Source organism: Kitasatospora sp. P5_F3 (genome assembly GCF_054049135.1).
This window is the reverse complement of the sequence record NZ_JBFUMY010000002.1, coordinates 57,312-82,403: the sequence shown is the minus strand read 5'-3', so window position 1 is coordinate 82,403 and position 25,092 is coordinate 57,312. Positions and strand designations below refer to the sequence as shown.

General features: G+C 70.7%; 27 protein-coding genes and 1 riboswitch. Of the genes, 8 read left to right on the top strand and 19 right to left on the bottom strand.

Going from position 1 to position 25,092, the window contains the following annotated elements; genetic code table 11:
• Positions 1–24 precede the first annotated feature (24 nt).
• From ACXJMZ_RS01590 to ACXJMZ_RS01575, 4 genes are read right to left on the bottom strand one after another with little or no spacing between them, the layout of a single operon-like run.
• A complete protein-coding gene (locus ACXJMZ_RS01590; protein ID WP_457028146.1) occupies positions 25–714 on the bottom strand; it encodes an SDR family oxidoreductase in 690 nt (229 codons plus the stop codon).
• Positions 714–1,244, bottom strand: a complete 531-nt coding sequence (locus ACXJMZ_RS01585) for an LOG family protein (protein WP_457028145.1) — start codon at positions 1,242–1,244, stop codon at positions 714–716. Before ACXJMZ_RS01585 ends, ACXJMZ_RS01590 begins: the two co-directional genes overlap by 1 nt.
• Positions 1,245–1,287: 43 nt before the next feature.
• Positions 1,288–2,424 (bottom strand): tRNA 2-thiouridine(34) synthase MnmA, encoded by a 1,137-nt coding sequence (gene mnmA / locus ACXJMZ_RS01580; protein ID WP_457028144.1) that lies wholly within the window; start codon positions 2,422–2,424, stop codon positions 1,288–1,290.
• A gap of 22 nt (positions 2,425–2,446) precedes the next feature.
• Positions 2,447–3,631, bottom strand: coding sequence for a cysteine desulfurase family protein (locus tag ACXJMZ_RS01575; RefSeq protein WP_457028143.1), 1,185 nt, complete (start codon positions 3,629–3,631; stop codon positions 2,447–2,449).
• 107 nt (positions 3,632–3,738) lie between these two features.
• On the opposite strand from ACXJMZ_RS01575, the gene ACXJMZ_RS01570 reads away from it, so the two are divergent.
• Complete coding sequence (locus ACXJMZ_RS01570) at positions 3,739–4,560, top strand: IclR family transcriptional regulator (protein ID WP_457028142.1); 822 nt, start codon at positions 3,739–3,741, stop codon at positions 4,558–4,560.
• On the opposite strand, the gene ACXJMZ_RS01565 is transcribed toward ACXJMZ_RS01570, so the two are convergent.
• The 9 genes from ACXJMZ_RS01565 to ACXJMZ_RS01525 all read right to left on the bottom strand — a co-directional run bounded on the left by ACXJMZ_RS01565 (position 4,496) and on the right by ACXJMZ_RS01525 (position 14,478).
• On the bottom strand, positions 4,496–5,155 hold the full coding sequence (locus ACXJMZ_RS01565; protein ID WP_457028141.1) for a trimeric intracellular cation channel family protein: 660 nt from the start codon (positions 5,153–5,155) through the stop codon (positions 4,496–4,498). The two genes, ACXJMZ_RS01570 and ACXJMZ_RS01565, sit on opposite strands and share 65 nt — an antisense overlap.
• Positions 5,156–5,213: 58 nt before the next feature.
• The gene (locus ACXJMZ_RS01560) at positions 5,214–6,020 is read right to left on the bottom strand and encodes a class I SAM-dependent methyltransferase (RefSeq protein WP_457028140.1); all 807 of its coding nucleotides are present in this window, start codon (positions 6,018–6,020) and stop codon (positions 5,214–5,216) included.
• 188 nt (positions 6,021–6,208) lie between these two features.
• Positions 6,209–7,240 (bottom strand): ABC transporter ATP-binding protein, encoded by a 1,032-nt coding sequence (locus ACXJMZ_RS01555; protein WP_457028139.1) that lies wholly within the window; start codon positions 7,238–7,240, stop codon positions 6,209–6,211.
• A gap of 29 nt (positions 7,241–7,269) precedes the next feature.
• Positions 7,270–8,349, bottom strand: a complete 1,080-nt coding sequence (locus ACXJMZ_RS01550) for an ABC transporter ATP-binding protein (RefSeq protein WP_457028138.1) — start codon at positions 8,347–8,349, stop codon at positions 7,270–7,272.
• Positions 8,346–9,344: an ABC transporter permease gene (locus tag ACXJMZ_RS01545; RefSeq protein ID WP_457028137.1), complete on the bottom strand. Its 999-nt coding sequence runs from the start codon at positions 9,342–9,344 to the stop codon at positions 8,346–8,348. Before ACXJMZ_RS01545 ends, ACXJMZ_RS01550 begins: the two co-directional genes overlap by 4 nt.
• Positions 9,345–9,466: 122 nt before the next feature.
• Positions 9,467–11,239: an ABC transporter substrate-binding protein gene (locus tag ACXJMZ_RS01540; RefSeq protein ID WP_457028136.1), complete on the bottom strand. Its 1,773-nt coding sequence runs from the start codon at positions 11,237–11,239 to the stop codon at positions 9,467–9,469.
• A 147-nt stretch (positions 11,240–11,386) separates the two neighbouring features.
• Positions 11,387–12,367, bottom strand: a complete 981-nt coding sequence (locus ACXJMZ_RS01535) for an ABC transporter permease (protein ID WP_457028135.1) — start codon at positions 12,365–12,367, stop codon at positions 11,387–11,389.
• A 422-nt stretch (positions 12,368–12,789) separates the two neighbouring features.
• The gene (locus ACXJMZ_RS01530; RefSeq protein WP_457028134.1) at positions 12,790–13,557 is read right to left on the bottom strand and encodes an enhanced serine sensitivity protein SseB C-terminal domain-containing protein; all 768 of its coding nucleotides are present in this window, start codon (positions 13,555–13,557) and stop codon (positions 12,790–12,792) included.
• A gap of 111 nt (positions 13,558–13,668) precedes the next feature.
• Positions 13,669–14,478: an enhanced serine sensitivity protein SseB gene (locus tag ACXJMZ_RS01525; protein ID WP_457028133.1), complete on the bottom strand. Its 810-nt coding sequence runs from the start codon at positions 14,476–14,478 to the stop codon at positions 13,669–13,671.
• A 119-nt stretch (positions 14,479–14,597) separates the two neighbouring features.
• A riboswitch (glycine riboswitch) is annotated at positions 14,598–14,700 on the top strand.
• Positions 14,701–14,851: 151 nt separating this feature from the next.
• On the opposite strand from ACXJMZ_RS01525, the gene gcvT reads away from it, so the two are divergent.
• The 4 genes from gcvT to ACXJMZ_RS01505 all read left to right on the top strand — a co-directional run bounded on the left by gcvT (position 14,852) and on the right by ACXJMZ_RS01505 (position 19,320).
• Positions 14,852–15,970 (top strand): glycine cleavage system aminomethyltransferase GcvT, encoded by a 1,119-nt coding sequence (gcvT, locus tag ACXJMZ_RS01520; RefSeq protein ID WP_457028132.1) that lies wholly within the window; start codon positions 14,852–14,854, stop codon positions 15,968–15,970.
• A gap of 76 nt (positions 15,971–16,046) precedes the next feature.
• Positions 16,047–16,421 (top strand): glycine cleavage system protein GcvH, encoded by a 375-nt coding sequence (gene gcvH, locus ACXJMZ_RS01515; RefSeq protein WP_457028131.1) that lies wholly within the window; start codon positions 16,047–16,049, stop codon positions 16,419–16,421.
• 90 nt (positions 16,422–16,511) lie between these two features.
• A complete protein-coding gene (gene glyA, locus ACXJMZ_RS01510) occupies positions 16,512–17,777 on the top strand; it encodes a serine hydroxymethyltransferase (protein WP_457028130.1) in 1,266 nt (421 codons plus the stop codon).
• A gap of 175 nt (positions 17,778–17,952) precedes the next feature.
• A complete protein-coding gene (locus ACXJMZ_RS01505; RefSeq protein WP_057232664.1) occupies positions 17,953–19,320 on the top strand; it encodes an L-serine ammonia-lyase in 1,368 nt (455 codons plus the stop codon).
• 348 nt (positions 19,321–19,668) lie between these two features.
• Here ACXJMZ_RS01505 and ACXJMZ_RS01500 read toward each other — a convergent pair whose 3' ends face one another.
• Positions 19,669–19,848 (bottom strand): hypothetical protein, encoded by a 180-nt coding sequence (locus ACXJMZ_RS01500; protein ID WP_457028129.1) that lies wholly within the window; start codon positions 19,846–19,848, stop codon positions 19,669–19,671.
• A gap of 435 nt (positions 19,849–20,283) precedes the next feature.
• On the opposite strand from ACXJMZ_RS01500, the gene ACXJMZ_RS01495 reads away from it, so the two are divergent.
• Positions 20,284–21,030, top strand: coding sequence for a LuxR C-terminal-related transcriptional regulator (locus ACXJMZ_RS01495; protein WP_457028128.1), 747 nt, complete (start codon positions 20,284–20,286; stop codon positions 21,028–21,030).
• 17 nt (positions 21,031–21,047) lie between these two features.
• Here ACXJMZ_RS01495 and ACXJMZ_RS01490 read toward each other — a convergent pair whose 3' ends face one another.
• On the bottom strand, positions 21,048–21,254 hold the full coding sequence (locus ACXJMZ_RS01490; RefSeq protein ID WP_457028127.1) for a hypothetical protein: 207 nt from the start codon (positions 21,252–21,254) through the stop codon (positions 21,048–21,050).
• Positions 21,255–21,375: 121 nt separating this feature from the next.
• Here ACXJMZ_RS01490 and ACXJMZ_RS01485 point away from each other — a divergent pair, with 121 nt between their 5' ends.
• Positions 21,376–21,615, top strand: coding sequence for a helix-turn-helix transcriptional regulator (locus ACXJMZ_RS01485; RefSeq protein WP_457028126.1), 240 nt, complete (start codon positions 21,376–21,378; stop codon positions 21,613–21,615).
• Between the two features lie 10 nt (positions 21,616–21,625).
• On the opposite strand, the gene ACXJMZ_RS01480 is transcribed toward ACXJMZ_RS01485, so the two are convergent.
• The 4 genes from ACXJMZ_RS01480 to ACXJMZ_RS01465 all read right to left on the bottom strand — a co-directional run bounded on the left by ACXJMZ_RS01480 (position 21,626) and on the right by ACXJMZ_RS01465 (position 24,291).
• Complete coding sequence (locus ACXJMZ_RS01480) at positions 21,626–21,880, bottom strand: hypothetical protein (protein WP_457028125.1); 255 nt, start codon at positions 21,878–21,880, stop codon at positions 21,626–21,628.
• Positions 21,881–22,063: 183 nt separating this feature from the next.
• Positions 22,064–22,393 carry a hypothetical protein gene (locus ACXJMZ_RS01475; RefSeq protein ID WP_457028124.1) on the bottom strand — a complete coding sequence of 110 codons (330 nt, stop codon included), beginning with the start codon at positions 22,391–22,393 and terminating at the stop codon, positions 22,064–22,066.
• 20 nt (positions 22,394–22,413) lie between these two features.
• The gene (locus ACXJMZ_RS01470; RefSeq protein WP_457028123.1) at positions 22,414–23,025 is read right to left on the bottom strand and encodes a hypothetical protein; all 612 of its coding nucleotides are present in this window, start codon (positions 23,023–23,025) and stop codon (positions 22,414–22,416) included.
• 87 nt (positions 23,026–23,112) lie between these two features.
• Entirely contained in the window at positions 23,113–24,291 is a 1,179-nt protein-coding gene (locus ACXJMZ_RS01465; RefSeq protein WP_457028122.1) for a helix-turn-helix domain-containing protein, read from the bottom strand.
• 84 nt (positions 24,292–24,375) lie between these two features.
• Here ACXJMZ_RS01465 and ACXJMZ_RS01460 point away from each other — a divergent pair, with 84 nt between their 5' ends.
• The gene (locus tag ACXJMZ_RS01460) at positions 24,376–24,900 is read left to right on the top strand and encodes a flavoprotein (protein ID WP_457028121.1); all 525 of its coding nucleotides are present in this window, start codon (positions 24,376–24,378) and stop codon (positions 24,898–24,900) included.
• Positions 24,901–25,092 lie beyond the last annotated feature (192 nt).

The window sequence follows — 25,092 nt, the reverse complement described above, 5'->3', positions numbered from 1 at the left end:
GGCACCCGTGGCTCGGCACCCTGCTCAGCCGCCCGGGCGGACGGTGATCTCGGTGATCTCGGCGTCCCGGGGCAGGTCCAGCGCGGTGAGGATCGCGGTGGCGACCGACTCCGGCGCGATCCAGCGGGACGGGTCGTACTCCTTGCCCTCCTGCTGATGGACCTTCACCTGCATCGCGGTGGCCGTCCGTCCGGGGTAGACCGAGGTGACCCGTACCCCGTGCCCGTGCTCCTCCGCCCGCAGCGCGTCCGCCAGCGCCCGCAGCCCGAACTTGGTGGCGGCGTACGCCCCCCAGGTGGCATCGGCCCGCAGGCCGGCCCCGGAGTTGACGAAGACCACATGTCCCCGGGCCTGCCGGATCGAGGGCAGCAGCAGCCGGGTGAGCTCGGCCGGCGCGACCAGGTTGACGTTCAGCTGCTCCTGCCAGGCCTTGACCGGCAGGTCGCCGATCTCGCCGAGCTGGACCACGCCCGCGATGTGCAGGATCGAGTCCAGCTCGATCGGCAGCTCCTGCTGGCCGAGCGCCCAGGACAGCTTCGCCGGGTCGGCCAGGTTGCCGACCAGCGTCCGGCTGCCGGGGAAGCGGGCCCGCAGCTCGGCGCCGCGCTTGGCGTCCCGGGCCACCAGCCAGAGCTGCTCGCCGCGTTCGGCCAGCCGCTCGGCGACGACCGCGCCGATGCCCGAGCCGGCTCCGGTGATCAGGTGAGCACCCATCAGTTCTTCTCCTCCAACAGGGCCAGCGCCTCGGCCGGTTCGGCCGCGAAGGTGATCAGCTCGGCCAGCGGCCGGGGCAGGAAGCCCTCGGTGTCCATCCGCTCCAGCTGGGTGCGCAGCCCGCCGTAGAAGCCCTCGGTGTCGAGCACCACCACCGGCTTGTCGTGCAGCGCGTGCTTCTTCAGCTCCAGCACCTCGGTGATCTCGTCCAGCGTCCCGAGCCCGCCGACCAGCACCACCACGGCGTCCGCCCGGGCCAGCAGCTGCGCCTTCCGCTCGGCCAGGTCACGCGCCATCACCAGCTCGTCGGCGCCTTCGTAGGTCTTGTGCGCCAGGAACTCCACCGAGATCCCGACCAGCCGCCCGCCGGCCTCCTTGACCCCGTCGGCCAGCAGCCCCATCAGCCCGGCGTGCGAGCCGCCCCAGACCAGGGTGTGCCCGCCCTCCCCGAGCAGGCGGGCGAACTCGGCGGCGGGGGCGGTGTACTTCTCGTCGAGCGAGTACGCGGAACAGAAAACAGTGATGTTCATAGTGCCCAAGGTCTACCAGGTGCACCGCCTTCGGCCCACCTGGTTACGCGCTGACCTGGCGCCGTTCGGTGCTCGCGATGGTGGCCGAGCCGAGCACCCGGGTGCCGTCGTACAGCACCACGGCCTGGCCGGGGGCGATCCCCCGGGCGGCGGTGGCGAGCCGGACGTGCAGCTCGCCGTCGGTCAGCGTGGCGGTGACCGGGACCTCCTCGCCGTGCGCCCGGAGCTGGGCGGTGTACGAGCCCTGGCCGGCCGGGGCCTCCCCGCACCAGCGCGGACGGATCGCGGTCAGGCCGAGCACGTCCAGGCCCTCGACGGGGCCGACCGTGACGGTGTTGTTCACCGGCGAGATGTCGAGCACGTAGCGGGGCTTGCCGTCGGCGGCCGGGGTGCCGATCCGCAGGCCCTTGCGCTGGCCGATGGTGAAGCCGTACGCCCCGTCGTGCTCGCCGAGCTTGCTGCCGTCGGCGTCCACGATGTCGCCGGTGGCGGTGCCGAGGTGCTTGGCCAGGAAGCCCTGGGTGTCACCGTCGGCGATGAAGCAGATGTCGTGGCTGTCCGGCTTCTTGGCGACGGCCAGGCCGCGCTGCTCGGCCTCCGTGCGGACCAGGTCCTTGGTGGTGTCGCCGAGCGGGAAGAGCGAGTGCGCGAGCTGGTCCGCGTCGAGCACTCCGAGCACGTAGGACTGGTCCTTGGCCATGTCCACCGCGCGGTGCAACTGCCGCTCCCCGGACGGGAGATCGACGATCCGGGCGTAGTGCCCGGTGCAGACCGCGTCGAAGCCGAGCGCGATCGCCTTGTCCAGCAGTGCGGCGAACTTGATCTTCTCGTTGCAGCGCAGGCAGGGGTTCGGGGTCCGGCCGGCCGCGTACTCGGCGACGAAGTCGTCGATCACGTCCTCGCGGAACCGCTCGGCCAGGTCCCAGACGTAGAACGGGATCCCGATCACGTCGGCGGCCCGGCGGGCGTCCCGGGAGTCCTCGATGGTGCAGCAGCCCCGGGCGCCGGTCCGGAAGGACTGCGGGTTCGAGGACAGCGCCAGGTGCACACCGGTCACCTCGTGCCCGGCCTCCACCGCCCGCGCGGCGGCCACCGCCGAGTCGACGCCGCCGGACATCGCCGCGAGCACGCGGAGCCGGCCATTGCCAGGGGACACGGGAGCACCGGGGAAGTCAGTCATGATGCCGACAAGCGTACGTGTTTCAACGACGGGCGGCGGCGGCGAGTCCGGCGTTCCGAGCACGGAGTACCGCAGGCCCGATCGCGGCGGCCAGCGCGGCCACGTCGTCCCGGGTCGAGGTGTGGCCCAGCGAGAACCGGAGCGAGGCCCTGGCCAGCAGCGGGTCGGCACCCATCGCGAGCAGCACGTGGCTGGGCTGCGGCACACCGGCCGAGCAGGCCGAGCCGGTGGAGCACTCGATGCCCTGGGCGTCCAGCAGCATCAGCAGCGCGTCGCCCTCGCAGCCGGGGAAGGAGAAGTGCGCGTTGGCGGGCAGTCGGCCGGCCGCCGCCGGATCGCCGTTCAACACGGCGTCAGGGACCACCCGGAGCACCTCGGCGACCAGCTCGTCCCGGAGCGCGGCCACCGTCACGGCGTGCTCGGCCCGGCGCTGCACCGCGAGTTCGGCGGCGGCGGCGAACCCGGCGGCGGCGGGCACGTCCAGCGTCCCGGAGCGGACATCGCGCTCCTGGCCACCGCCGTGCAGCAGCGGCACCGGCGTGACGCCCCGGCCGAGCAGCAGCGCGCCGACCCCGTACGGGCCGCCGACCTTGTGCCCGGTGACGGTCAGCGCGTCCAGCCCGGACTCCGCGAACGAGACCGGCACCTGGCCCAGCGCCTGCACCGCGTCGGCGTGCATCGGGATGCCGAACTCCTGCGCCACCGCGACGAGTTCGTGGATCGGCTGCAGGGTGCCGACCTCGTTGTTGGCCCACATCACGGTGACCAGGGCGACCGAGGCCGGGTCCCGCTCGATCGCCTCGCGGAGCGCCTCGGGGTGCACCCGTCCGTAGCCGTCCACCGGCAGGTACTCGACCTCGGCGCCCTCGTGCTCGGAGAGCCAGTGCACCGCGTCCAGCACCGCGTGGTGCTCGACCGGGCTGCACAGCACCCGGCGGCGGGCCGGATCGGCGTCCCGGCGGGCCCAGTACAGGCCCTTCACGGCGAGGTTGTCGGACTCGGTGCCGCCACCGGTCAGCACGATCTCGCTGGGCCGCGCACCGAGCGACCTGGCCAGCGACTCGCGGGACTCCTCGACCACCCGGCGGGCCCGGCGGCCGGCCGCGTGCAGGGAGGAGGCATTGCCGACCACCCCGAGGTGCGCGCTCATGGCGGCGATCGCCTCGGGCAGCATCGGAGTGGTGGCCGCGTGGTCGAGATAAGGCATAGCGGCACAAGTGTAGGGGCCCTGCTGGTCACGATTTGGCCATTGCACCCTCTGCAACGCGCCGTTAGCCTCCTGGCTCAACTCAACGGGCAAGGGGGCGGAGCGGAATGTCGCAGACGGTGGACCGGGCGCTGACCATTCTGGCCTCGCTCGGCGACGGGCCCGCCTCGCTGGAACAGGCCGCCACCCGGATCGGCGTGCACAAGTCCACCGCCCTCCGGCTGCTCCGCACGCTGCAGGAACACGGCCTGGTGGACCGCCAGCCGGACCAGCGCTACCGGCTCGGCGGCCGGCTGTTCTCGCTGGCCCAGCAGGCCCTGGCGGGGATCGACGTCCGCCAGGTCGCCGCCCCGTACCTGGCCTCGCTGAACGACCGGTACGGGCACACCGTGCAACTCGCGGTGCTGGACGCCGGCGAGGTGCTCTACCTGGACAAGGTGCAGAGCCGCTACCCCGACCGGCCCGGCACCTGGTCGGACCCGGCCGCCCGGATCGGCCAGCGCGTCCCCGCGGTCGCCACCGCGGTCGGCAAGGTGCTGCTGGCGGATCTGCCGGAGGATCAGCTGACGGCCTTTCTGGACGTCCAGGACTTCCCGGCCAGGACCAGCACCAGCATCCGCACCGTCGAGGAGTTCCGCGCCGAGCTGACCGCCGTGCAGCGCCAGGGCTGGGCGGTCGACCAGGCCGAGTACCAGGAGACGGTGAACTGCATCGCCGCCCCGGTGGTCGGCCCCGAGGGCACCGCGATCGCCGCCTGCTCGATGTCCGCCCCGGTCGGGGTGGCCCCGATCGCCGAGCTCAGCCGGCTGCTGCCCGAACTGCTCTGCACCGTCGAGGCGATCTCGCTCGCCTACGGCGGCTCGCCTACTCCTCGCTGGTGCGAGAACCGTTGCGGTGCCAAGCACGCGGCGCCCGCCAGCCGTACCTGAGCGCCAGCATCCGCAGCACGAACGCGGTCAGCGCCGAGGCCGTACCGGTCGCGGTGGTGAGCTGCCCGGCGCCGATCAGCACCACCACCATCGCCGAGCCGACCAGCGCGGGCACCGCGTAGATCTCCCGGTCCCAGCGCAGCAGCGCGGGCATCTCGTGCGCCAGCACGTCCCGGATCACCCCGCCGCCGGCCGCGGTCAGCATCCCGAGCGCCATCGCGGGGACCGCGCCCAGGCCGTAGTCGTGTGCCTTGGCGGTGCCGGTGACGCAGAACAGGCCGAGGCCGAGCGCGTCCAGGGTCTGTACGGCGCGGTTGATCCGCTCCACCTCGGGGTGCAGGAAGAACACCACCAGGGCGGCCAGCAGCGGGGTGAGGAAGTACCCGAGGTTGGTGAACGCCACCACCGGAGTGGCCCCGATCACCAGGTCGCGCATCACCCCGCCGCCCAGCGCGGTCGCCTCGGCGAGCACACCGATGCCGAAGATGTCCATGTTCTTACGGACCGCCAGCAGACCCCCGGACAGGGCGAAGGCGAAGATGCCGACCAGGTCCAGGGTCTGCTGCACATCGGGGGCGAAAAGTTGCGAAGTCACCGTCAATTCTTACCGCGCCGGTCACCCGTACGAGTACAGCCGCCCCGGTACCGGCCGGTCAGCCCGCCGCCCGGCCTACCGCGACCAGTGCTGCCACCGGCAGCGCGACCGTGCCGTCCGGCTCGGCCCAGCGGGCCGTCAGGGCGTCGTACCTGGCCTTGATCCGGCCGACCGTGCCCTCGTCCTGACCCTCGATCAGCGAGGAGGTGAGCACGGTGCCGGTCAGCACGGCCCGCCACCAGCGGTCCGGCGCGACCCGGTGGGTCCAGCCGACCCGGTGCACCTCGACCTCGGTCAGGCCCCCGGTGCGCAGCAGCCCGGCGAAGAGTTCGGGCGTCGCGTACGCCGCGAACGGCGAGCTCTCCGGCAGCCCGGCCGGGCGGGCCGCACCGGCCTGGGCGACCGCGTCGAAGAAGACACCCTGCGCCTGGTTGGCCGTCAGGGCGTCCCAGCAGGAGAGCACCACCCTGCCCCCGGGGACGACCACCCGGGCCAGGTCACGGACCGCCGCCTCCGGGTCGGGCACGTGGTTGATCACGAACGCCCCGACCGAGCAGTCGAACTCGTCCGCCCCGAACGGCAGCCCCGGCAGCTCGGCCCGCAGCACCTTCGGCAGCACCCGGCCGGCCTCGGCCACCATCTCCGGCACCGCGTCGGTGGCCACCACCTCGGCGCCCAGCTCGATCGCCGACAACGCCAACCGACCGGTGCCGCACCCAACTTCGAGCAGCCGGACCCCCGGCCGCAGATCCGCCTCGGCCAGCAGCCTGGCATGCAGCCCGGCCGTCATCGCGCCGAACCCGTCGTCGTACGTACCACTGCGGCGCGCCCACCCACTGCGCTCGAACTCCGCGAACTCCACCACTGCTGCCCCTCATCGACCGTCACCGGCCGTGCCACGGGACAGTCTGGCAGGGCCTCGGCCATCTACGACCCAGGGGCTCGGGGAACTGCGACGCCGACCTCGGACCAGGTGATCCGTCCGTAAATGGTCAGGCACTTTCGCAGTTCCCCGAGCCCCTGGACCCGTAGAAGGCTGAGCTCGGTCGCAGACTAAACGGCGTTCTCCGGGAAGTGGCACGCCACCTGGTGCCCCGCCTTGGGCGCGGCCAGCGGCGGCTCCTGGCTGGCGCAGATGTCCTGGGCCTTCCAGCAGCGGGTCCGGAACCGGCACCCGCTGGGCGGGTTGATCGGCGACGGCACGTCACCGGTGAGCAGGATCCGCTCACGCTGCTGCTTGCGCCGCGGGTCGGGCGTCGGCACGGCCGACATCAGCGCGTTGGTGTACGGGTGCATCGGCGACGCGTACAGCGCGTCCCGGTCGGCGATCTCCACCACCTTGCCGAGGTACATCACCGCGACCCGGTCGGAGACGTGCCGGACCACCGAGAGGTCGTGCGCGATGATCAGGTAGGTCAGGCCGAGTTCCTTCTGCAGGTCGTCGAGCAGGTTCACCACCTGGGCCTGGATCGACACGTCGAGCGCGGAGACCGGCTCGTCGGCGACGATCATCTTCGGCTTGAGGGCGAGTGCCCGGGCGATCCCGATCCGCTGCCGCTGCCCGCCGGAGAACTCGTGCGGGTAGCGGTTGTAGTGCTCGGGGCTGAGGCCGCAGAGCTCCAGCAGGTCCTGCACGGCGCGCTTGACGCCGTGCTCGGTGGCGACCTTCTGCAGCTTGAACGGCGCGCCGACGATGCTGCCGACGGTGTGCCGGGGGTTCAGCGAGGAGTACGGGTCCTGGAAGATCATCTGGATGTCCCGGCGGAGCGGGCGCATCCCCGCGACACCGAGATGGGTGATGTCCTTGCCGTCGAACTCGATCTTGCCGGAGGTGGGTTCGTCCAGCCGGGTGACCAGCCGGCCCATCGTCGACTTGCCGCAGCCGGACTCGCCCACCACGCCGAGGGTCTCGCCGGCCCGGACCTCGAAGTCGATCCCGTCCACTGCCCGGACCGCGCCGCTCTGACGGCCGAACAGCCCCTTGGTGATCGGGAAGTGCCGGGTCAGTCCGGAGACCCGGAGCAGCGGCTCACGGTCGGAGGCCGGGGAAGGCGAGGGAACCGTCGCCGTCTGACTGTCCGTCATGGGGTCTTCTCCTGAGGGGTGGTACGTGCTCACAGCCGGGGCGCGATCTCGTCGGTGAAGATCCGGTGCCGGTCGGCGATCGGCAGGTGGCAGGCGGCGTGGTGCCCGGGGCCGGCCTCGGCCAGGGTCGGGACATCCGTGTCGGACCGACCGCCCGTGAGCCCGGCGTACGGGCAGCGCGGGTGGAAGGCGCAGCCGGACGGCACGTTGATCAGGCTGGGCGGGGTGCCCTTGACCGGGATCAGGCGGTCCTGCAGCGGCCGGTCCAGCCTCGGCATCGAGCCCAACAGGCCCCAGGTGTAGGGGTGTTCAGGGGACTCGAACAGCGAGGCCGCCGGGCCGCGCTCGATGCACTTGCCGCCGTACATCACCAGGATGTCGTCGGCCAGCTCGGCCACCACACCCAGGTCGTGGGTGATGATGATGACCGCGGAGCCGAACTCCTTCTGCAGGTCCCGGATCAGGTCCAGGATCTGCGCCTGGACGGTGACGTCCAGCGCGGTGGTGGGCTCGTCGGCGATCAGCAGCGAGGGGTCGTTGACCAGTGCCATCGCGATCATCGCGCGCTGCCGCATACCGCCGGAGAACTCGTGCGGGTAGGAGTCCACCCGCTTGTCCGGCTGCGGGATGCCGACCCGGTCGAGCATCTCGATCGCCCGGGTGCGGGCTTCCTTCTTCGAGGCGCCCGGATGGTGGGCCCGGTAGCCCTCGACGATCTGGGCGCCGACCGAGTAGTACGGGTGCATCGCGGTCAGCGGGTCCTGGAAGATCATCGCCATCTTCTGGCCCCGCAGCTGCCGCACCCGCTCGGGGTCGGCGCTGACCAACTCCTCGCCGTCCAGCCAGACTTCACCGGTGATCTTGGGTGCGCCGCGCTTCGTTCCGGTGCGGTGCAGACCCATGATGGAGAGCGAGGTGACGGACTTCCCGGAGCCGGACTCGCCGACGATACCGAGCGTCTTGCCCTTCTCCAGGGAGAAGTTGAGCCCGTCGACGGACTTGACCAGACCGTCGTCGGTGGGGAAGTGCACCCGCAGGTCGCGGACCGTGAGGAAGCCCTCGGGAGCCCCGTCACGCTGGGCGGGGACGAAGGTGGTGTTCTTGCTCATGTCAGCCTCACCCGAGGGTCGACCACGGCGTACATCACGTCAACCAGGAGGTTCGCCAGGATGATGAAGAAGCCGGCGAAGAGGGTCACACCCATGATCACCGGAAGGTCGCTGGAGGCGATCGAGTAGACCGCCTCGTAGCCCAGACCACGGAAGTTGAAGGTGGACTCGGTGAGCACCGCGCCACCGATCAGACCGCCGAGGTCCATTCCGAACACCGTGAGGATGGGGGTCAGCGTGGAGCGCATGGCGTGCTTGCCGATCACCGTCCGCTCGCTCAGGCCCTTGGCCCGCGCGGTTCGGATGTAGTCCTCGCCGAGCACGTCCAGCAGCGTGGCCCGGGTGAGCCGGGCGTACGTCGCGGCGTACAGGAAGGCGAGGGTGATCCAGGGCAGAATCAGGTTCTGCGCCCAGGCGACCGGGTCGGCGCCCAACTCGACGTAGTCGTGCGGGAACCAGCCGAGCTGGTAGACGAAGATCGCGCTGGCCAGCATGCCGGTGAAGTAGATCGGCAGCGAGACCCCGGCCAGGGCGGTGGTCATGGTGATCCGGTCCAGCAGGGTGCGGCGCTTGAGCGCCGAGACCACACCGGTCGCGGTGCCGAAGACCAGCCAGAGCACGGAGGCGCCGGCGGCCAGCGAGGCGGTGACCCCGAGCCGGTCCAGCAGTACCGGCCAGACCTCCTGCTCGGTCTTGAAGGAGTACCCGAAGCACGGGGCGGCGCAGTGTGTGATGTCGACGCCGGTGCTGTAGTCGCGCCCGGCGAACAGGCCCTTCAGGAACAGGTAGAACTGCTCGATGATCGGCTTGTCGAGGCCCATCTTGTGCCGGACACCCTCGACCGCGGCGTGGTCGGCGATCTTGCCGACGTAGTACAGCGCCGGGTCGGTACCGGTGAGCTTCGGCACCATGAAGAAGATGCCGAAGGTGACCGCGGAGACCACCAGCAGCATGGCGACGACATTGACGAGCCGTCGGATGAAATACACGAGCATTGCGGTCGACCCCGCCGGGCGCCGGCCGGAACCCCTGTAGGAGTTCCGACCGGCCCCGGCGGAGCCTTCACCTGCCCTTCGGACTAGCTGAGCGAACTACGGAAGCGGGGATCAGGGCTGGGTCACTTGCCGTCGGAGACACCCAGGGCCTGGAAGTCCACCTCGCCGAAGGCGTCGTTGATGAACACGTTGGTCAGGCGCGGGTTGCGGTAGTTCAGCGCCTTGTCGGCGACGACCGGCAGCCAGACCGCGCCGTCCACGACCTTGTGGTTGATCTTCTTGTAGATCTCGGCGGCCTTCGCCGGGTCCTTCTCGGCCGCGGCCTGGTCGAACCAGGCGTCGACCTCCGGGTCCTTGGTCTCCGGGTAGTTGCTGTTACCGGTCTTGCTGATGAACCGGCTGTCCATCAGCGGCTGCATGTAGCCGGCGCCGTCGGGGTAGTCCGCACCCCAGCCGGCCACGATCAGGCCGTAGCCCTTGGTGTGGACGGTGTCGGGCGAACCGGCGACCGAGGCCAGCAGCTTGCCGTCGTACTGCTCGACGTTGACCGTGACGTTGATGGCCTTCAGGGCGGTCTGCAGCGCGACGGCCGTGTTGACCTCCTTGGCCTTGTTGCCACGGACGGCGATGGTGGTGGCGAAGCCCTCCGGCTTGCCACACTCCTTCAGCTCCGCCTTGGCCTTCTCGACGTCCGGCTTGCCCTTGGTCAGGCCGTACGGGTCGTAGTCGTCCGAGCCGAGGATGTTCGGGGGCAGCATCGAGCCGAACAGCGAACCGGCCGAGTTGCCGCCACGGGCGGTCTGCAGCGCGGTGGTGTCGGCCGCGTACATCACGGCCTTGCGGCAGTGGATGTTGTCGAACGGCGCGACCGCCGGGACCAGCGCGATGAAGCGGATGAAGCCGTTGTACGGGTTGTCCGTGTTGGCCTTCAGCGCCGGGTCGGTGAGGACCTTGGCCTGGGCGGCCTGCGAGAGACCGGTCTGCGCCCAGTCGAGGTCGGCGGTGCCGTCCAGCTGGCGGGCGTCCATGTCGTCGGCGTTGGTGGTGATCGTCAGCTTGACGACGTCCGGCAGCGCCTTGCGGAACGAGTCGCTGGCCGGGTCCCAGTTCTCGTTGCGGACCAGCTCGTAGCCCTTGCCCGGCTCGGCCGACTTGAACTTGTACGGGCCCGAGGAGACCGGCTTGTCACCGTACTTGGCACCGGTGTCCAGCTTCTGCGGCACCGGCGAGGCCGAGCCCATCGCCAGCAGGTACGGGAAGGAGGAGTCCGGCTTGGCCAGGTGGAAGACGATCGTGGTGTCGTCCGGGGTCTCCACCGTCTTCAGACCCAGCTTGTTCGGGTCCGTGTCGGTGTAGGGGCCCTTGTAGTCCTGGCCCTGGTCCAGCGAGTTGATCAGGTAGGTCGGACCACCGGCGACGACGTCCTGCGCGAAGATGCGCTCGATGCCGTATTTGATGTCCTTGGTGGTGATCGGCGAGCCGTCCTCGAACTTCAGGCCGCTCTTCAGCTTGAAGGTGTAGGTCTTGCCGTCGGCGGCGATCTCCGGCTGCGCGGCGGCGAGGTCCGGAACGAGCTTCAGGCCCTCCTTGCCCGGCTTGCCGTCGAAGGCGAGCAGCGTACGGGCGTAGAAGCGCTCGTAGTTCCACACCGAGGCGTAGTAGGCACGACCCGGGTCCAGCGAGTCAACGTCCGTGCTGGACCACAGGTTGAGGGTGCCGCCCTTCTTGTCGGAGGGGTTGTGCACCTTGTCGACAGCGGCGTTGAAGCCACCCTTCGAGGCGGACGTGCTGGCGCCGTCGCCGGCGCCGCCGCCCTTCGAGCCGCCGCAGGCGGAGACGGTGAGGGCCAGCGTTGCCACCAGGGCGGCGGCGGCGAGCGTCCTGTTACGCGTCATGGGTACGGATCCTCCTGATGAAGTGCGGGCCTGAGCGGTCCGCCGGGGGGCTGTGATCCCCCAAGTGGGTGGGCCGCGTGGTGGACCGGCCGCCGATGGGGGTCGGACGGCCTTGCGGGATGGGGCAGTTGGTGCTCGCCTCGGGGCTCAGTTGCCCTTGGGGTCGAGCGCGTCACGCAGTCCGTCGCCGAACAGGTTGAAGGCGAGGACGGTGACGAAGATCGCCAGGCCGGGGATCACCATGTAGGTCGGATCGACCTGGTAGATCTTGGTGGCCTCGGAGAGCATCTGGCCCCAGGAAGGGGTCGGCGGCTTGACGCCCGCGCCCAGGAAGCTCAGTGCGGCCTCGCTGAGGATGTTGGTCGGGATGATCAGGGTCGAGTACACCAGGATCGGCGCCACCAGGTTGGGCAGCAGCTCCCGGAGCAGGATGTGCACCCGGCCGGCCCCGAGACTGCGGGCCGCGTCGACGAACTCCCGTTCGCGCAGTGACAGCGCCTGGCCTCTGACGATGCGTCCGATGTAGGGCCAGCCGAAGAAGCCGATCACCAGCACCAGGATCGCCATCCGGACCCCGCTGCCGTCGAGGCCCAGCAGGGAGTTGGGCATCACCGACACCAGCGAGATGCTGAACAGCAGCTGCGGGAAGGCGAGCAGGACGTCCATCACCCGGCTGATCACGGCGTCGACCCAGCCGCCGAAGTACCCGGCCGTGACACCCATCAGCACGCCGATGACCACCGAGACGGCGGCCGCGAGCAGGGCCACGGTCAGCGAGATGCGCGCGCCGTAGACGATCCGGCTGAACACGTCGCGACCGAAGGTCGGGTCCACGCCGAACAGGTAGTCCGCGCTCATACCGCCGAAGGAGCCGTTGGGCAGGCCCAGGTCGGGGTTGATCTGGTCCGGGTGCGGCTCGTCGACCGGATGACCGAGCAGCGAGGTGAGCACCGGCGCGAAGACCGCGGCCAGGATCAGCAGCAGCACCACGACGCCGCCCGCCAACGCGACCTTGTCGCGCTTGAGCCGGTCCCAGGCGATCCGGCCTGGTGAACGGCCCTCGATCCGCTTGGCCGGTACTGCGGTTGGCAGCGGAGCGTCGGTGGTGCTCTCAGTGGAAGTGCTCATGTCTCAGTTCGTTCCCCTCGCCGACGGTGGCCGGCCCACGGTCCGGACACGCACGGGCGGCGGGCCCGGTGGGGCCCGGGCCCGAAGGGTGGTCCGGTGTCGCGTACTGGTGCGGTGGTGGTGCTGGTGCGTCGGTGCGGTGCTGCCCGGCCGCTGATGCGGCGGTGTACGAAGGATGCTGGAAAGCAAGGGAGTTGCAGGACCGGGTCGGCCAAACCCATGAACCGCTTTGGGCAGACTCTCTGGCATTCGGGTTGCCATACGCCAGACCTGACAACCGAAGGATGCCCAACTGTGATCTGTCCGCATGCACTCGTGACCTTGCCGAATAACGCTCTTCACACAGCTGTTACATGTATGTCAAGATGCGCGTAGATGAACAATCGGGACGTACCCCAACTACCCTGTCGGAGCAGGGGGTTTCACTGCCAGGGCTGGTGCGGCCAGTACCCCTGGGCAGGGTACGGTCGGGCCTCCCGGTCGAAGAACGGGCGGGCGAAGGCGCGCATCCACAGCGCCACCGGGTCCCACTCGTCGGCCAGCACCACGGTGGAGACCGGCAGCCCAGCCGGGATCTGCGGCACCGCACGCTGCACCAGCGCCCTGGCCGCCTCGACGGCGGGCGGCGAGGTGTCGTACAGGTCGAGACCGATCGCCAGGTAGGGCTCACCGAGCGCCGGACGCACCCAGGCCTGCCGGAGCGCCCGGACCGGGCGCACCTCGGCCGCCTCGCGCTGCAGCTGGGCGTAGAACTGCGGCGCCTGGACCACCGGCTCGGACAGCTGGAGCGGCCCGGCCGGCAGCCGGTCCAGACCGGCGGCGATCCGCCGCAGGTCGGCCCAGGGCACCCCGACGCCACCGCCGGGCACGTGCGGGTTGAGCCACAGGCCCCAGCGCGTCCGGTACAGCGCGTTGGCGATCTCCGGGCCCGAGATCACCTCGTGACTGCGGGCCCAGCCACTCGCGGCCAGCTGCTCGGGCGAGGTGACGGCGGGGGCGTAGCCGTGGCCGCCGAGCTCCATGTTCCCGTACTGGGCGTCCGGGCTGCCCGGGGTGCCGTGCCACAGCAGCATCCAGACCCGGCCCTCGGCAAGCGCGTACAGCAGCCGCTCGTAGGCGTCGAAGCGGTCGGGCGCGACCTCGCCGAGGGCGCGCTCGATCGCGCCGTCTGCCGTCGCTCCCGCGCTCATACCTCGCTCCGCCCGTTTCCGCCCGTCCCGCCCTGGGCTCCGAGCGAAGCCTATTGGCCCGGCCCGACAGCCGTCATACCGCCGCCCCGTACCGGTGGGTCACCGGTCGGATCAGCCGGGGACCGCTCCGGAACGCACGTAGAAGGGGCGTACCCGGGTGAGCATCCACTCCACCACCGGATCGGCCACCAGATCCAGCAGCACCAGATGGACGCCCCACGGCGGCGGGGTGGTTCCGAGCGCCCGGCCGAGCGCCTCGTTCACCTGCCCGGGGTCGGCCGGCCAGCCGGCGTCCAGCTGCACCCCGATGAACAGCACCGGAGCGTCCCGCTCCACCCCGGCCAGCACCCGACGGGCCGTCAGTACACCTGGCAGCTCCGCCAGTTCGGTGATCGCGGCACCCAGGAAGGCGTACGGCTCCTCGGCCGGCTCCGGCTCCCGCAGGGCCACCCTGGCTCCGTCCGGCTGCTGCTCCCAGCGCTCGCCCTGCGGCCCCCGGCGCAGCTCGCCGACCCCCTCCGGCGGCACCGGGATACCCACCGGCGCCTCCGGGTTGACCGCGATGCCGACCCCGAGCGGCAGCCCCCGGGCGAACTCCCAGGCCGGTGCGACCGCACAGGCCAGGCCCGGCGCCTGCTGCAGGAAGGTCTCCTGCGAGGAGAAGACCGGGACGTACGGGGAGCCCGCCAGCTCGATCGTGGGCAGATCGAGACCGCTGCCCTGCGGGTCCGCCCCGGCGGGGAGCGGGATCCAGATCTGACTGCGCGCCAGCACCTCGATCACCCGGGGCGTCGCGCCCGGGTCGCCGAGTGCGGCGGTCAGCACCTGCTCCAGCTCGTTGACCGGCCAGCTGCCGCCGGGCGGCGCCGTGCCCGGCTCGGCCCACGCCTGTGCCCCTGTGTCGCCCGCCGGGTAACCCATCGCCCTCTGGTACCGCCCCTCTAGGTCTGTGCTGCGAAAGCGTAGCGGTCGGGGCCCCCTCCCCCCGGGGTACCGACTCGTGCCATGATGACCCCGCCCACAACTTCACACTGGCCGCTCGAACCCGCGCGGGAGAGTCCGGACTGCCCTCGTGGCACAGGCCGGCGCCGAAGGAGCAAGTCCTCCCCGGAATCTCTCAGGCACCCCTACCGCCCGGGCGAGGCAGATCTGGAAAGTGGACACGGCCGCGCCGTGCGCCCACCCACGGTGCAAGCCGCCATCCTTGGATGAGCGGTGAAGCTCTCAGGTTGTGACGACAGACGGGGAGACTCCACCCCTGCATGCCCGTTTGCTGCCAAGGAGTCCAGTCACCATGTCCCCTCGCCTCACCGCGCTCGACGCGCTGCACCGTTCGCTCGGCGCGACCATGACCGACTTCGCCGGCTGGGACATGCCGCTCCGCTACGGCAGCGAGCGTGAGGAACACCTCGCGGTCCGCACCAAGGCCGGTCTCTTCGACCTCTCGCACATGGGCGAGATCACCGTGACGGGCCCGCAGGCCGGTGAGCTGCTGGACCACGCGCTGGTCGGCTTCATCTCCGCGCTCGGCGTGCTGCGCGCCCGCTACACGATGATCTGCCGCGAGGACGGCGGCATCCTGGACGACCTGATCGTCTACCGCACCGGCGAGACCGAGTACATGGTGGTCGCCAACGCCTCGAACGCCCAGGTGGTGCTGGACGCGCTGACCGAGCGCGCGGCCGGCTTCGACGCGGTGGTCCGGGACGACCGGGACGCCTACGCGCTGATCGCGGTCCAGGGCCCGGAGGCCAACGGCATCCTGGCCTCGGTCACCGACGCCGACCTGCCCGGCCTCAAGTACTACGCGCTGCTGCCCGCCACCGTCGCGGACCGCGAGGTCTGGCTGGCCCGCACCGGCTACACCGGCGAGGACGGCTTCGAGGTCTTCTGCGCCCCGGCCGACGCCGAGCACCTGTGGAACGCGCTGACCGAGGCCGGCACCCCCGTCGGCCTGGTCCCGGCCGGCCTGTCCTGCCGCGACACCCTCCGCCTGGAGGCCGGCATGCCGCTCTACGGGCACGAGCTCTCCACCGACCTGACCCCGTTCGACGCCGGCCTGGGCCGGGTGGTCCGCTTCGACAAGACCACCAACGACGGTCAGTTCGTCGGCCGCAAGGCCCTGGAGGCCGCCGCCGCGCAGGCCGAGGCCAACCCGCCGCGCAAGCTGGTCGGCCTGGTCTCCGAGGGCAAGCGCGTCCCGCGCGCCGAGTACGACGTGGTCAGCACGGACGGCACCCCGATCGGGCGGATCACCTCGGGTGCCCCGTCCCCCACCCTGGGCAAGCCGATCGCCATCGCGTACGTGGACGCGGCGCACGCCGCCCCCGGCACCGCGGTGGCCGTCGACGTGCGCGGCAAGCACGAGCCGGTCGAGGTCGTTGCGCTGCCGTTCTACAAGCGCGCCCGCTGATCCTGACCCCCTTTCAGACCGGTCCGCACAGCGGACGGCTTCGCCCTACCCTCTTGCGATCCTGGAGAATGACGCCATGAGCAACCCCACGAACCTGCAGTACACCGAGGAGCACGAGTGGCTGACCGAGGCCGTGGACGGTGTCTCGACGGTCGGCATCACCGCGCACGCGGCTGACGCCCTCGGCGACATCGTCTACGTCCAGCTCCCCGAGGTCGGTGCCACCGTCACCGCGGGTGAGGACTGTGGCGAGCTCGAGTCCACCAAGTCGGTCAGCGACCTGTACTCCCCCGTCACCGGCGAGGTGACCGAGATCAACCAGGCCGTCATCGACGACCCGGCCCTGGTCAACTCCTCGCCGTTCGGGGACGCCTGGCTCTTCAAGGTCAAGGTCGAGGCGACCGACAAGCTGCTCTCGGCCGCCGAGTACGACGCCTTCATCAAGGCCTGAACCACTGGTTGACGGGGGGCCGGCCGCMGCGCGGCGGCCGGCTCTCTCCCTTGGTCCACTGCCCGCACCGCCCCACGGGAAGACCCTGACATGACGGTTCTTAACCAGTCCCTGCACGCGCTCGACCCCGAGATCGCCGCCGCGGTCGACGCCGAGCTGCACCGCCAGCAGACCACCCTCGAGATGATCGCCTCCGAGAACTTCGCGCCCGTCGCGGTGATGGAGGCACAGGGTTCGGTCCTCACCAACAAGTACGCCGAGGGCTACCCCGGCCGCCGCTACTACGGTGGCTGCGAGCACGTCGACGTGGCCGAGCAGATCGCCATCGACCGGGTCAAGGAGCTGTTCGGCGCCGAGTACGCCAACGTGCAGCCGCACTCCGGCGCCTCCGCCAACCAGGCCGCCCTCTTCGCGATCGCCCAGCCCGGTGACACCATCCTGGGCCTGGACCTGGCGCACGGCGGCCACCTGACCCACGGCATGCGACTGAACTTCTCCGGCAAGCAGTTCAACGTGGTCGCGTACCACGTCGACTCGGCCGGCCTGGTCGACATGGCCGAGGTCGAGCGCCTCGCCAAGGAGCACCGCCCCAAGGTGATCATCGCGGGCTGGTCCGCCTACCCGCGCCAGCTGGACTTCGCCGAGTTCCGCCGGATCGCCGACGAGGTCGAGGCCTACCTCTGGGTCGACATGGCCCACTTCGCGGGCCTGGTCGCCGCCGGTCTGCACCCGAACCCGGTCGAGTACGCGGACGTGGTCACCTCCACCACGCACAAGACGCTCGGCGGCCCCCGCGGCGGCATCATCCTGGCGAAGCAGGAGTTCGCCAAGAAGCTGAACTCCTCGGTCTTCCCCGGCTTCCAGGGCGGCCCGCTGGAGCACGTGATCGCGGCCAAGGCCGTCTCCTTCAAGATCGCCGCCTCCGAGGACTTCAAGGACCGTCAGCAGCGCACCCTGGACGGCGCGAAGCTGCTCGCCGAGCGCCTGCTGCAGGACGACGCGACCGCGGCCGGCGTCTCGGTGCTGTCCGGCGGCACCGACGTGCACCTGGTCCTGGTCGACCTGCGCAACAGCCAGCTCGACGGCCAGCAGGCCGAGGACCGCCTCCACGAGGTCGGCATCACGGTCAACCGCAACGCGGTCCCGAACGACCCGCGCCCGCCGATGGTCACCTCCGGCCTGCGGATCGGCACCCCGGCGCTCGCCACCCGCGGCTTCCAGGTCGAGGACTTCCGCGAGGTCGCCGACGTCATCGCCGAGGCCCTGCTGCCCACCTTCGACGAGGCCAAGGCCGCGTCGCTGAAGGCCCGGGTCACCGCGCTGGCCACGAAGTACCCGCTCTACCCCGAGCTGTAGGCAGTTCTTCGCCGGGAGGTGTGACAGGCGACACCCGCCACACCTCCCGGTCACCCGGGGCACCGCGCACACTGGACAGTGAGGCGGTGCCCCGTCCCATGCCCGGCGTTGCGCGTCCGTCCACCCGACGGAGTGCCACCCTCCACTCCACGAGACCAGACAAGGACGTCACCCCGTGGCCCTCAGCGTGTTCGACCTCTTCTCCATCGGTATCGGCCCCTCCAGCTCGCACACCGTCGGACCGATGCGTGCGGCCCGGATGTTCGCCCGTCGCCTGAAGTCCGAGAGCCTGCTGGCGCAGACGACCGGCATCCGCGCCGAGCTGTTCGGCTCGCTCGGCGCCACCGGGCACGGCCACGGCACCCCGAAGGCCGTCCTGCTCGGCCTGGAGGGCAACTCCCCCCGCACGGTCGACGTCGACCAGGCCGACGTGGACGTGGACCGGATCAAGGCCGAGAAGCGGCTGAGCCTGCTCGGGGTGCAGGACATCGCCTTCGACCCCGACACCCAGCTGATCCTGCACCGCCGCCGCTCGCTGCCGTACCACGCCAACGGCATGACGCTGTGGGCCTTCGACGCCGACGGCACCGAGCTGCTGTCGAAGACCTACTACTCCGTCGGCGGCGGCTTCGTGGTCGACGAGGACGCGATCGGCGCCGACCGGGTGGTCCCCGACGACACCGCGCTGCGCTACCCCTTCCGCACCGGCGACCAGCTGCTCCGGCTCACCCGCGAGACCGGCCTGTCCATCTCCGGCCTGATGCTGGAGAACGAGAAGGCGTGGCGCAGCGAGGCCGAGATCCGGGCCGGGCTGCTGGAGATCTGGCGCGTCATGCAGGAGTGCGTCGCGGCCGGCATGAGCCGCGAGGGAATCCTGCCGGGCGGCCTGAAGGTCCGTCGTCGGGCCGCCTCCGGCGCCCGCGCCATGCGCGCCGAGGGCATCGGCCCGGCCAACGCGATGGAGTGGGTCACCCTCTACGCGATGGCCGTCAACGAGGAGAACGCCTCCGGCCAGCGAGTGGTCACCGCCCCCACCAACGGCGCGGCCGGCATCATCCCCGCCGTCCTGCACTACTTCACCAACTTCATCCCCGGCGCCGACGAGGACGGCATCGTCCGCTTCCTGCTCGCGGCCGGTGCGATCGGCATGCTCTTCAAGGAGAACGCCTCCATCTCCGGCGCCGAGGTCGGCTGCCAGGGCGAGGTCGGCTCCGCCTGCTCGATGGCCGCCGGCGGCCTCGCCGAGGTCCTCGGCGGCACCCCCGAGCAGGTCGAGAACGCCGCCGAGATCGGCATCGAGCACAACCTCGGCCTCACCTGCGACCCGGTCGGCGGCCTGGTCCAGATCCCCTGCATCGAGCGCAACGGCATGGCCTCCGTGAAGGCCGTCACCGCCGCCCGGATGGCGCTCCGTGGCGACGGCCGGCACCACGTCTCCCTCGACAAGGCCATCAAGACCATGAAGGAGACCGGCGCCGACATGAAGGTCAAGTACAAGGAGACCTCGCGCGGCGGCCTCGCGGTCAACGTCATCGAGTGCTGATCGACATGGCTCTGAACTGGGAGTATGCATTCCTCAGAGTTCCTCATGGCTCCTCGGGCTTCCCCATGTGAATCCTCCCCGGAGACTCCCTGGGGAGGATTTCCCTCCCTGGCCACTCCCTGGGTGTGCCTGCGGGCAGGCACGAAGAAGCCGCCCCGAACCCTCCACACGGGGGGTACGGGGCGGCTTCGAGGGTCAGTAGGATGCCGACACGCCTCCGACAGCGATGGCGATCCTGCTGACCCAAGTTCCCGTCGTCCAGCGCCCGTATGCGGCGGGCACTGAACGGCGGGCGTCAGGGGCCCGGTCGGCCACGGCGATTGAGCCGGCCGACCGGGCTTGCTGGCCCTAGTCCCAGCCGGTGTCGCTGCCCATGGTGGTGGCAGTGACGGAGGGGCTGGGGGAAGGGCTCGACCCGGGGGTGACGAGATCCCAGCCGGTGTCGGGGCCAGCGGATGCGGTGGTGGCGCCGGCCATGAGGGCGGCGGCGAGGGCGGCGACAGCGGCGAGTGCTCTGAGCTTCGTCACGCGGTATCCCCCTTCTGGGGTGAGTTGGATGGGCGGGCTGAGCAGCGGGTTTGACGCGGAGTTGGATGCGGTAGGACCTCGGAGCCCGCACGAACAGTCTTGCGACTCGCGGTTGAGGATTCAACCCTTTGGGGTTGCGGGTTTCCGAAGTGCGGAAACCCGCAGTGATAGACTTTCGGCATGTCAACTGCCGCCCACCTGCAAGGACTTGGCTCGACCATCCTCAGTCCGCAGGCACAGGCCCTCTACGTTGCCCTTGCACACGGCCACCCCTGCCCCGAAGGGCACGACGAAGCCCTCCGCGACCTCCTCGACTATGGCCTGGCGCTACCCCATCCGCATCCGCCTGGCCCCGGGGACTACTACGTAGTCCGCGACCCACTCGAAGTCGCGGCCGAGCGCCGAGAGCTGATTTACCGCCAGGTCAGCACCGCGATGACTGCGGCGGCCAGCCTCCCGGAGGTGCTCCGGCCGCTCGCGATGGCGTACCAGCGGGGCGCGCCGCAGCTCGTCCAGGGCGCCATCGAGTACGTCGAGGGGATGGAGGCCGTCAACGCCAGGCTGTCCCAGATCGTCGCCGCCTGCACCGAGGAGCTCCAGACAGCTCAGCCGACCGGCCCCCGCAGCCCGGAGACCCTCGACATGGCGATCCCCCGGGACCTGGCCGCCCTTGAGCGGGGCGTCGCGATGCGCACCATCTACCGGGCCGAGTGCCGCAGCCACGAGCCGACCGCCGGGTACGTCCGCCGGATCACCGGGGCCGGCGGGAACGTGAGAACTCTCAACGAGAGGTTCCTCCGAGCGATCATCGTGGACCGGCGGATCGCCGTGCTAGCCGATCACACTCCCCTACTGCCCGGCCAGGACGGACTGCGCGCCCTGATCCTGCACGACCTTGGAGTGGTGCTGTACGCCGCCGCGATGTTCGACAGGGACTGGGAGCGAGCTACTCCCTGGCGCGGGGATATGGGCCCGGCCGAGAGCGCCGAGGTGACCGAGCGTCAGCGGAGCATCATGCAGCAGATCGTGGCCGGCGCCCCGCAGGCGAGCATCGCGGCGAGCCTGAACGTCAGCGACCGTACAGTGAATGCCGAGCTGGCGGAGCTCCGGCGGGCGTCTGGCTCGAACTCGCTGGCGCAGCTTGGGTACTGGTGGGCACAGCAGGAGGCCGGGCAGGCGTGACGCGCTGCCCGGCCCGGTCAGTCGGCCTGGTGCTTGCGAATGCGCGCGGACAGCCGGTCGGCCAGGCGTCGCGCGTCCCTGATGGCTTGGGTTGACGCGGGGCTGCCGTCGTCCTGGTGGGTGAGGGTCTGGAGCACCGTGCTGACCGCGATGAGGTCGGCGGAGGCCGCCATCAAGTCGAACGGTTGGCCGAGGGTGTAGCCAGGCGGGTGGGGCGTGCTCACAGGGTGCTCCGGAACTTTGGCCCCCCAGGCCGACGGTAGGGAAATGATACCGAACATGTGTCCGAGAATGTGCCAATGGGACTGTACAGACTCTTGATCTTGTGCCGTCCAGGGTCGTGGTGTGTATGCCCATCCGCCCACCGACCACCAGCTGGCTGAGCGCCGACGTGTCGGTGAGGCTATCCGGGCACTGCGGGAGGCGCGACGTCTTTCTCAGGACCAGCTCGGCGAGGCTGTGGGCGTTGACCGGCGGACGATGAGTACGTACGAGGTCGGGTCGGTGGCCATGTCCCTCGACCGGATCACCGCGGTGGCACTGGCCCTGGGTGTCGAGCCCTGGCAGTTGCTCTACCCGCGCTGACCTAGGTGCTTCAGTCGGCGGGTGGCTGCGTCGGTGGTGTCGGTTGGGCCGGGCCGGCGGGCGGGGCCGAGGGGCTGCCGTCCGGGCGGGGCTGGCTGGGGTCGCGCTGACCGTTCATCAGCACGGTGGTGTCCTCCTGGTCGTCGGGTTGCGGCTCACACGGGTGCCGTAGCGGCAGCCGCGGGTGCGTGCGGGTCGGCCCGCGGGTACTGCGCCGGCCGGAGTGCCAGCCCCCGGCGTCGCTCGGGTGGACGGTGCCGCTCATGACCTGCTCCTCGAGGCGGTGGTCTCCTGGGTGGCCCAGGTGTGGACCCGGTCCTCGGACGTGAACCACTCCGGTCGGCGGTCCGGTCCGGGCGTCCGGACCCAGTCCTCCTGTGTGAGGTTCCACGCGCCCCAGAGGGCTGGGGCCGCGCCCACCGGCGGCAGTTGGCGGGGCTCGTACCGGTCAGCCATCGGTGGCTTCCGGGCGAGCGACGGCGTACCAGGCCCGGCCACTCGGCGGCTGCAGCAACTCGCGGGCTGGCACTCCCAGTCCGCCGTTGCGGCGGCGCGCGGCGTCGGTCTCGAACTGGTCGATGTGGGCTGCGGCGGCCAGGTGGCGCGCGATGTCCTCACCTCGAATGGTGTGGTACCAGTGGCTCTGGATGTGCATCCGGGCTGTTTCGGGGGTGCCATACCGGTCGGTCTCGCCACCTGCCAGGACCAGTTCGCCGGTCTCCTGGTCGCGTAGCCCCCAGCCCGGCCGGCCTTCCTCGTCCGCGTCCAACTTCTCCACGATGAACCGCTCCTCCGGAGTCACTCCGTGCGCCGTTCGTTTGCCACGCACGGGGTGCACAGCGCGCTGGCAGTGTCGCGGACCACTCCGACATCTAGTCGGGTGGTGATCGTCGGGCCAGGGTGCAGGGGCACCTGCTCGGAGTGGCAGTGCAGGCACGCCGCACCTACGGACTGGGCGGTGGTGACCAGCACCTCGCGTCCGGCGTAGGTGACCCACACTGCGGCCTCGACATGCCGAAGCAGGGTCGCCAGAACAGCCGGATCGGTCAACTCGCCCGGCCGGTCCGGGTGCGGAGGCACGAGCCAGTACACGCCAGGCGGATCGATCAGCCCCGCGCCCGGGACCACTACGAACGATCCCGCCCCCAGCAGCCGCCCCGGAGTTCCGCGCAGGTCCAACCCGCAGCCGGGGGCGACGAGGAAGTACAGCCGCGGGTGCCGGTCATTGCTGGTCGCCCAGATGACCGGGCCGGACGGAGTGCCAGGCATCGCAGCGAGCATGGCCAGCACGGCCAGCCCTGGGGTCTGCGGCACGGCGACGGCATCCCAATCAGTTCCGGCCGCCACCGGGGTGACTGTGCTCGCAGGCGGCATCCAGGCAGGTAACGCCATGTGCTCGATGATGGTCATGTGGTGGTCCCAAGAGTCGGTGGGTGCCTACATGACCAGCATCGGCGCTACGAGGGGGGCGAACTATCACAGCTGTGTGATAGTCCGTCAGAGTCCAATCCAGGATGCGTACTGGGTCACCGCTGCCGGAATGGTGCGGCGCGAGCGGATCACCCCCGACAGCACCTCGCGCACGGCCAGGTTGAACCGAGTGGGCTGCGGGGCAAGCTGCCGGGCGGCGAGCAGGCGGCGGAATGCGGCGTCCGGGTGGCCGGTCCAGAGCTGGGCCCGGGCCACATCGGTGTGATGTCGGGCCGCCCTGGAGGCCGGCCAGTCGGCGGGGACGTCCACCGTGCGGGCAGTGGCCAGAGCCTCGCGATATAGCTGCTGGTCAACCAGCGTAGAGACCGTGTGCACGCCGACGTTCGTGGTGCCGAAGACGAGAGTCTGCTCCGTGTAGGTGCCGCACCCGGCCGCGATCCGACGGGCCTCGGCGAGGTGCTCGGTGGCGGAGTCCGACTGCCCGTAGCGGCCAGCGAGGAGAGCGGCGCTGAGGTGGATCTGCCCAGTGACAGCGGTGCGGGTGCCGCCTACGTCGGCCAGTGCAGCCGTGCGCAGACCGGCCTCCGCGATCCGCAGGCCGGTCCGATAGCTCCCGGCTCGGAGGTGGATCACGGACCGGAGATAGTGCTGCACACCTGCGGCGGCCGGGTCCGAGCCTCGCTCGGCTGCCCAGGCCATGCGGTCCAGGGCTGTGCCGGCCAGGTCGTGATAGCCGACCTTGGCGGCGACATCGTAGGCGGAGCGGTAGCCGGTGGCCAGAGCGCTGAACAGGCGCGGTGAGCCGGTGAGATGGACGGCGGTGGTCAGTTCCTCCAGGAGGCCCGGCAGCTGCCCGGCAACCGCTCGCAGGTGTCCGTCGCGGACGGCCCTGCAGAGCTGGTCAGCGTGCTGGATGAGTTCGGTCGCCGGGCGGGGGCGGATCTCTGGGTCAGCGCCGAGGTCGTGCAGGTCGAGCGCTGCACGGATCGGGCGGACCAGGCCTTCCACCTCGTCGCGATCCAGATCGTCGGAGCCTGGTCCGGCAGAAAGGTCGAGGACATCGACCCGCAGTGCGCGCGCCAGGGCGGCGAGCACCGACGCGCTTGGTTGGCGGGCGCCCTGCTCGATCTGGCACATCGAGCTGTATGAGACCTGCGAGAGGCCCGCGAGTTCTCGCTGGGTGAGGTTCCGCAGGAGGCGCCTGGTCTTGATGCGCGCCGCGACGCTGTCTGGGCTGACGGCCACCAGAACTCCCGTTGGTCGTTGGTGTTCTGACGGTACCGAGCAGAAGCTCGGCGCATGACCGTTCTGAGCTGAGAGGATGTCGGCATGTCGAGAGTGCTGTATCTGCTGGGTACCGCAGCCCCACCGGTGCTGGGCCTTGTTCCGGTCGTTGCCTTTGCTCAGGGACGCGGCTGGGACGTGTGCGTCGGGCTCACGCCGACCGCCGCTGACTGGCTGGAGGACAACCTTGCCGAGGTGGCCGAGCTGACCGGCCACCCGGTGAAGAGCCGATACCGTCGCCCAGGCGAGAAGGACGACTGGCCGCCCGCCGACGTGGCACTCCTTGCGCCTGCCACGCTCAACTCCATCAACGCCGTGGCACTCGGCCTCACTCCGTCGTGGCCAATCGGATATGCGGTCGAGGCGCTTGGACGACGCGCGCCCCTGGCGGTGATGCCCTGCGTCAAGGACACGATGGCCGCACACCCACAGTTCGACCGAAGCGTGCAGACCCTCCGGGACGCGGGCGCTCGGGTGCTCCTCGGGCCTGGCGAGTTCGTACCGCATGCCTCCGGAGAGGCCGGGTCATACCCGTGGCTGGCGGCCTTCACCGCCCTCGACAGCATGTGAGCTCGAAGTCCTACCTGCTCGTGCGGGGGTCCGCATGTGGCCGGGGTGGCCTGTCGGTGGGCCCCAGGGCGGCGGCCGGTCGGACCCGCGCGGGAGGAGCGTCTCCCCGTCGTAGTGCACCCACGCCGCCCAACCCGGTCGCCACAGCACATGCGCCGCCCAGGTGCCGGTCGCGAGCTGCCGCCAGCGGAC

Excerpts from the sequence above, each read along its gene's own strand:
- ACXJMZ_RS01495 (WP_457028128.1), top strand. The coding sequence starts at position 20,284 with ATGACTGCGGCGGCCAGCCTCCCGGAGGTGCTCCGGCCGCTCGCGATG.
- ACXJMZ_RS01570 (WP_457028142.1), top strand. The coding sequence starts at position 3,739 with ATGTCGCAGACGGTGGACCGGGCGCTGACCATTCTGGCCTCGCTCGGC.
- ACXJMZ_RS01575 (WP_457028143.1), bottom strand. The coding sequence starts at position 3,631 with ATGCCTTATCTCGACCACGCGGCCACCACTCCGATGCTGCCCGAGGCG.
- ACXJMZ_RS01590 (WP_457028146.1), bottom strand. The coding sequence starts at position 714 with ATGGGTGCTCACCTGATCACCGGAGCCGGCTCGGGCATCGGCGCGGTC.
- glyA (WP_457028130.1), top strand. The coding sequence starts at position 16,512 with ATGACGGTTCTTAACCAGTCCCTGCACGCGCTCGACCCCGAGATCGCC.
- ACXJMZ_RS01480 (WP_457028125.1), bottom strand. The coding sequence starts at position 21,880 with ATGAGCGGCACCGTCCACCCGAGCGACGCCGGGGGCTGGCACTCCGGC.
- mnmA (WP_457028144.1), bottom strand. The coding sequence starts at position 2,424 with ATGACTGACTTCCCCGGTGCTCCCGTGTCCCCTGGCAATGGCCGGCTC.
- ACXJMZ_RS01470 (WP_457028123.1), bottom strand. The coding sequence starts at position 23,025 with ATGACCATCATCGAGCACATGGCGTTACCTGCCTGGATGCCGCCTGCG.
- ACXJMZ_RS01555 (WP_457028139.1), bottom strand. The coding sequence starts at position 7,240 with ATGACGGACAGTCAGACGGCGACGGTTCCCTCGCCTTCCCCGGCCTCC.
- gcvH (WP_457028131.1), top strand. The coding sequence starts at position 16,047 with ATGAGCAACCCCACGAACCTGCAGTACACCGAGGAGCACGAGTGGCTG.
- gcvT (WP_457028132.1), top strand. The coding sequence starts at position 14,852 with ATGTCCCCTCGCCTCACCGCGCTCGACGCGCTGCACCGTTCGCTCGGC.
- ACXJMZ_RS01550 (WP_457028138.1), bottom strand. The coding sequence starts at position 8,349 with ATGAGCAAGAACACCACCTTCGTCCCCGCCCAGCGTGACGGGGCTCCC.
- ACXJMZ_RS01460 (WP_457028121.1), top strand. The coding sequence starts at position 24,376 with ATGTCGAGAGTGCTGTATCTGCTGGGTACCGCAGCCCCACCGGTGCTG.
- ACXJMZ_RS01535 (WP_457028135.1), bottom strand. The coding sequence starts at position 12,367 with ATGAGCACTTCCACTGAGAGCACCACCGACGCTCCGCTGCCAACCGCA.
- ACXJMZ_RS01545 (WP_457028137.1), bottom strand. The coding sequence starts at position 9,344 with ATGCTCGTGTATTTCATCCGACGGCTCGTCAATGTCGTCGCCATGCTG.
- ACXJMZ_RS01540 (WP_457028136.1), bottom strand. The coding sequence starts at position 11,239 with ATGACGCGTAACAGGACGCTCGCCGCCGCCGCCCTGGTGGCAACGCTG.
- ACXJMZ_RS01525 (WP_457028133.1), bottom strand. The coding sequence starts at position 14,478 with ATGGGTTACCCGGCGGGCGACACAGGGGCACAGGCGTGGGCCGAGCCG.
- ACXJMZ_RS01585 (WP_457028145.1), bottom strand. The coding sequence starts at position 1,244 with ATGAACATCACTGTTTTCTGTTCCGCGTACTCGCTCGACGAGAAGTAC.
- ACXJMZ_RS01530 (WP_457028134.1), bottom strand. The coding sequence starts at position 13,557 with ATGAGCGCGGGAGCGACGGCAGACGGCGCGATCGAGCGCGCCCTCGGC.